5 protein-coding genes are annotated in these 5,358 nt (G+C 47.0%); 3 read left to right on the top strand and 2 right to left on the bottom strand.

Translation table 11 applies throughout. The features are described 5' to 3' along the window. On the top strand, positions 1-272 hold a 272-nt coding region (locus K8S15_05935; protein MCD4775577.1), incomplete at its 5' end, for a hypothetical protein. A 162-nt stretch (positions 273-434) separates the two neighbouring features. Here K8S15_05935 and K8S15_05930 read toward each other — a convergent pair. After that, positions 435-1,283: a hypothetical protein gene (locus K8S15_05930; protein MCD4775576.1), complete on the bottom strand. Its 849-nt coding sequence runs from the start codon at positions 1,281-1,283 to the stop codon at positions 435-437. A 237-nt stretch (positions 1,284-1,520) separates the two neighbouring features. Here K8S15_05930 and K8S15_05925 point away from each other — a divergent pair, with 237 nt between their 5' ends. Continuing rightward, positions 1,521-3,218, top strand: a complete 1,698-nt coding sequence (locus tag K8S15_05925; protein MCD4775575.1) for a peptidyl-prolyl cis-trans isomerase — start codon at positions 1,521-1,523, stop codon at positions 3,216-3,218. A 296-nt stretch (positions 3,219-3,514) separates the two neighbouring features. Then, positions 3,515-3,952, top strand: a complete 438-nt coding sequence (locus K8S15_05920; protein MCD4775574.1) for a hypothetical protein — start codon at positions 3,515-3,517, stop codon at positions 3,950-3,952. Positions 3,953-4,256: 304 nt separating this feature from the next. On the opposite strand, the gene K8S15_05915 is transcribed toward K8S15_05920, so the two are convergent. Continuing rightward, positions 4,257-5,358 (bottom strand): pyridoxal phosphate-dependent aminotransferase (locus K8S15_05915; GenBank protein ID MCD4775573.1); only part of this gene is annotated, 1,102 nt, incomplete at its 5' end.

Raw genomic sequence — 5,358 nt, 5'->3', positions numbered from 1 at the left:
TTGAATTGTTTAAAATCAGCGGATTCCTGCAGGAAGCATACAGAATCATCAAACCGGCTGGTTATTATGTGGCTCTTTATTCGGAAGATCCGGTCACGTTTGATATTCTGCCTGTTTCCGATCTCAGACGATTTGCCGTGGCAGCGGATCTTTATGCCGGGCATGAGCAGTTCATCAGCACAGCGGAGAAAGTCGGTTTCAGAGTTATCAGTACGGAAGCTCTCGAAGGTACGAGGGGCACAAAAAGAATCACCGTATTCAGAAAAATATGATGAACAGTATCCATAAAATACGATGGAATCACTGAACGGATCTGCGTTCTTGTGACGGAGCATATTGAAAGTTATCAAATATAAGGAATATTGTCCTCAGACGAACAAGGGGCATGATTATCATGCCCCCTGCACATTGAAATTGTCTTACTGCAAGCAGTGTTAGAACTGCGTTTTAATACTTCCCCACGTGGCTTGCTCAAGTGAGGTCTCGCTGAACTCCACCTCGGCTATCCATTCAAGAGTACCGTATACAACATAGCTCCAGAAGAACTTGTCTATTTCAGGATTATAGGTGAGCCCGTATGACTTACTGAACGAAGTCATTCCGAGGTTACCTGATCCTTTATATTGTAAACTGCTACCATCGTATTCAAAGAGGAACCAGTCCTGAGTATCGTAACAGGTTACGAATATTCCGAGATTGGAGCCATATGGAAACACTGCAAGTCCACTCATCTGCCCCGGAATACTGGTGCTTACATCGAACCAGATGTAATTGCCGGTCTCGTCTATCCTGTAAAGATGATGATTGGAACCTGAGCTGCACGTTTCCCAGATGTAGTTTTGATCATTCCAGTAATCCATACCTCTGCTGTTTTGTCCGGCAGGATCTGCAAATGCAATTGACCAGGAACCTGAGTAATAATGCATATTACTGTTTGCAAATGAGTTTGCGTACCATCCGTAAGGCGCCGGCATGGAATGACAACAGCCAAATAGATTGCAACCGGGATTAGGTATTGTCCATACTGGGTTTCCGGAACCCGTTTGCACAGCTCTAACAAGTCCAGACTGGTTATCTACAAGCGAAATCTGGTTAGATGATTGAGTATCCAGACCGAGCATCTGGTCAGCAGATGCAACCTGGAAGGTATTTACAACACTAAGCACAATTGCGTCATTACCGGTGGGAGCAGTTCCAAAGGGAATAGAACTGTCACATCCGTCATCATCTACCCATCCAAAGGCGGTGACTGCAAGGACAAACAAAAAAGCACAATACTTCATTTTTATCTCCTTTCTATTAAGACAATAATGTATTATACAAAAAAACTACGAGAAAGGTATTAATTGGAGAATCCTGGTGGATCAATTCGTTTATAAGCCCGCAAAACTGGAAAGCAATTAACGAAAATGCTGAAGTACGAACGAGTAATTCAATCTCCCGTTGACAATAACCCGATAGAAATTACATTCTAAATCGAGTATAGTTGCATTCAATACTGTATACACCCGGAGGCATAGATGCTAAGGACCCTTTTATTCGCGATGGCCTTATTGGTCGCATTTGGTTGTGGCAATTCACCCGTTGATCCCGGGGCGGCGATAGTTATCGCTGACGAAACCGTATCCTATCAGGAACTCGAGCAGCTCCTCGGAAGATGTGGAGGCGATTCAGTTCTGGTGGAGATCACACTGAACAACCTTCTCAACAGCCGGTTAGTGCTTGTCGATGCCAGGAACCGGGGACTGAATGAGACGCCGAGCATACTCAGGTTCGCCTACGAAAAGGAGGGGGAACAAATCCGGAACATATGGCTGGCGCGAATCCTGGAGGAGAAGATCGTCCTGCCACCGGACACGGTAAAAGAGTATTACGACCAGCTGGGTACCATGGTCATCTATACTGTAATGAATGTTCGGGACAGCCTTCTATGCGACAGCCTAAGGCAACTGGCACTTTCCGGAGCCAACCTCGGAAATTTAGTGATGGATCATACCAGTATTCCGTTCGATGCGCATATCAGGGGTATTGTTGGACCGATCGACATGATGCGGACCAGCCTGATTGACATGGACTTGCTGGCAGGTCTTGAGCAGGGGCGAATCTCCCGAATGGACCTGTTCCCATCCGGATGGAGGTTCCTTCGCGTAGATTCTATTTACCAGGAGGAGGTTGAGCCCTTCGAGGATATCTCCGACTTTCTCGGTCATCACATCCTCTCAGATCTCAGGGATGATTACGAAGAGGTTCTAAAGGACAGCCTGAGCATTGTCTATAACCTCACCGTGACCGATGGCATTCCCGATCTGGTGGCTGAACATGCTTTGGACAACTTAGGAGAGTACTTTCCATACACTGAGGGAGAGCTTTCGCTGAACGCCTATACTTTCAATGGAGGGTCAAGGAGCCTGCTTGGGCTCGTTGAGAATATCGCGAGCCTTCCACAGGCAATGCCCAAATTCCCTACGAACCCCGAGTGGATTGAGGATTACTGCAGGATACTGGGGCTTTACGACATCATGGCCATGGAAGGAAGGGCTCTCGGCATGGATACACTCCCGGAAGTGATCTCCGAGGTTGAGAGACGCGTCAGCAGACATGTACTGGACTTGTATTACGAACAGGTGATAGAGCCTCGCCTGATACCTACCGAGGAGGAAATAGAGCAGGCCTACACTGAGAACTCACTGACGCTGGTTATACCGGAGAAGCGTGTCTTCGAGGTAATTGGAGCCATCGGAGTTGGACAGATCGAGGTTCTGTCAAGGATTGTTGCGCTTGGAGAGGAACCTTTCACGAGGGCCGAAGAGCTTACTCATCTCGCTGAGTTTACCGCCCGGGGCGAGTCACTTCTCACACCGGCCATGACCATTAGCGAGTTATATCCACCCTGGGACAGCTTGCTTTTCAGCGCGGAAATCGGGGAAATGCTGTTTTGTACGGTCTCCACTGAGAGGATACTTGTTTTTCGTCCGGTTGAGCTGATTCCGGAGAGGGCAGCCGAATTGGAGGAAGCCAGGGATCAGCTTGCTGATCTTCTCATCGGTGAGAGGGAGGAAGAGGTTGTATCCGCACTTGTAGACAGCCTCCGTAGTATTTATCGATATCAAGTGGATAGGGATTTCGTGAATGGGTTTATCATCGAGGGGGCAGAACCCGACCAGGAGCCTGTGTCCGAGATGCAGTATGCTCCTGTCGACAGCCAGTCAACCGATTAGTGTGTGAATGTTAGGAAAGTCGATTTTCAGTTATATCATAATATGCTGAAAAACATAGCACTTCTGTCCCGGTTTCACCGGTTTTTCAATTTGTAAAAACGATACTACATGAGTTACTGGAGCTTAATCAGGGGGCAATGGTATACTTATGAAATATAAAAGTAATTGGAAATATCTCAACGTATAACACTTGTTTAAAAATCAATTTGGAACAAATTCGGCTATTCCGGATATGTATAGATGTTCCTGCAGGAATAAAGTTCATTAACCCTATTAACAATCTAAGGAGATTCATAATGAGAGCTACGGAGCTGGTGCTTGCCGCGATCATGCTTCTTACGTCCGGTGCTGTTTTCGCCGGACAGGGATGTATGTATGAACACGAAATTGCGAATCACATCAATACTGCCTTTGACATAGAAAACGGCACATTCACGGAGAACGCATATGCAATTCTCACCGGTGCCCTGGAAATGGTCGACGAGAACCTGGAAGATGTCCAGGCTGATCCGGCTCATCTTGAAACGATTCAGATGATAAAGAGTAATGTTCTTTACAATCTGGCATGTCTGGAAGCACTGCAGAACAATACAGAAGAAGCTTTCATGTGGCTCGAGAAAGCAATCGACACTGGTTTCAATGATCGGGAGTGGATGGAATCGGATGCCGACCTGACAGGTCTTCACGAGGATCCAAGATTCGATGGGCTTCTCATGAAGATTGGAACTACATAAACGTACTGAAAACAAAGGATTAACCTTTCTGGAAAGGTATTCTAATATGGTTTGGAATGAAGGGTCGGGGCAGCATGCTCCGGCCCTGTCCTTATCGTGTAACCAGAGGGGACGTACCACACTTCTTCAACAAGCTTTGATAACTCGTTATTACCTGTTCTCAAGCATGTTATTAAGATCGCTCACATTCTGCCGAATCCGGACTAAGATAGAATCGTATCAACACCGGATGTAATAAACCGGACCATACACATCGGACATGATTCAAGCGAAGTAAACAGTGTAAATCCATTCAATTCTGAGATCAATAAGGGAATGAGACTTCCTCAAGCAGTTTCATGGCAGGGGCAATATCCTCATCCGAGAGGCATCCGAAACTGATCCTCAGATGGTTTTCTCCCGCTTTCCCGAAAGCGGATCCGGGTATTGTCCCAAGTCCATATTCATCAAGCAGGTAAAGAGATGCCTCCTGCGATGACATACTGCTCTGGAAGGCTGCAAGAGTGAAAAAGGCTCCGCCTGCTTCACGCCATTCGAGTGCGCTGCTGTGGTCAAGAGCTTCCCTGCACAGTCCAAGGCGGTATTCCACTCCGTTTGACATATCCGTGATCCAGTCCACTTCCAGAAGAGCTTTTTCCAGCAGAAACTGTGAGGGTGAAGGAGGACATATAACAACTGAATCCTGAACTTTCAGAGCCTGTTCCAGCAGATCTGCTGAGCCAAAGAGATAACCCAGTCTCCACCCGGGCATACCAAGGCTTTTTGAGAAACTGCCCAGGGTAAGTACGTGCCTGCGATGTTCATTTTGCCATGGATGCCATGAATCTTCGGTGAATACGAATCTTTCGTAGGTTTCATCTACGATGAGAAAAGTGCTTGTATCCGCAGTCATATCGGTTATCTGCCTCATCACCGCATCGGGAATGACTTTGCCCGTGGGATTACCCGGATTCACTACGACCAGTGCCGATACTTCCGGAAGTATCCTGTTCAGCTCATCCAGCGGTACTGTCCAGCCCTCGTTGTCTTCGATCAAGGTTATTGAACGTAAACCGAGATCACAGAACTTTATGGCAAACACATGATCGAAATAGTAGGGTTCTATAACCACTATGTTGTCACCGGGCGTTGATGCGGTAAGAAGAGCGCTGAGAAATGCCTGACTCGCTCCGCACGTAAGATGGATTTCGCAATCTGGATCCAGATTAATTTCCCTCCTTTTTCTGAAATCATCTGTCACAGCTTTCCGGGCCCACGTAAATCCGGGGTCAGGGCAGTACCTGTGAATTAATGGCTCCTTGAATATGCCTGAAAGGTCATCAAGAACACTGGATGGCGGTGAATACCATGGAGCAGCCTGAGCCATGCTGTAAATTCTTCTTCCTGACGACTTAAGCTCAGAAACC

Source organism: Candidatus Aegiribacteria sp., from assembly GCA_021108005.1.
Lineage (GTDB): Bacteria > Fermentibacterota > Fermentibacteria > Fermentibacterales > JCC-6 > Aegiribacteria.
Note: the sequence above shows the minus strand (reverse complement) of the source record. Positions and strands in the feature narration are given on the sequence as shown.

What these genes read in the sequence shown, in the direction of transcription:
- K8S15_05920 (MCD4775574.1), top strand. Translation starts at nt 3,515, where the DNA reads ATGAGAGCTACGGAGCTGGTGCTTGCCGCGATCATGCTTCTTACGTCC.
- K8S15_05930 (MCD4775576.1), bottom strand. Translation starts at nt 1,283, where the DNA reads ATGAAGTATTGTGCTTTTTTGTTTGTCCTTGCAGTCACCGCCTTTGGA.
- K8S15_05925 (MCD4775575.1), top strand. Translation starts at nt 1,521, where the DNA reads ATGCTAAGGACCCTTTTATTCGCGATGGCCTTATTGGTCGCATTTGGT.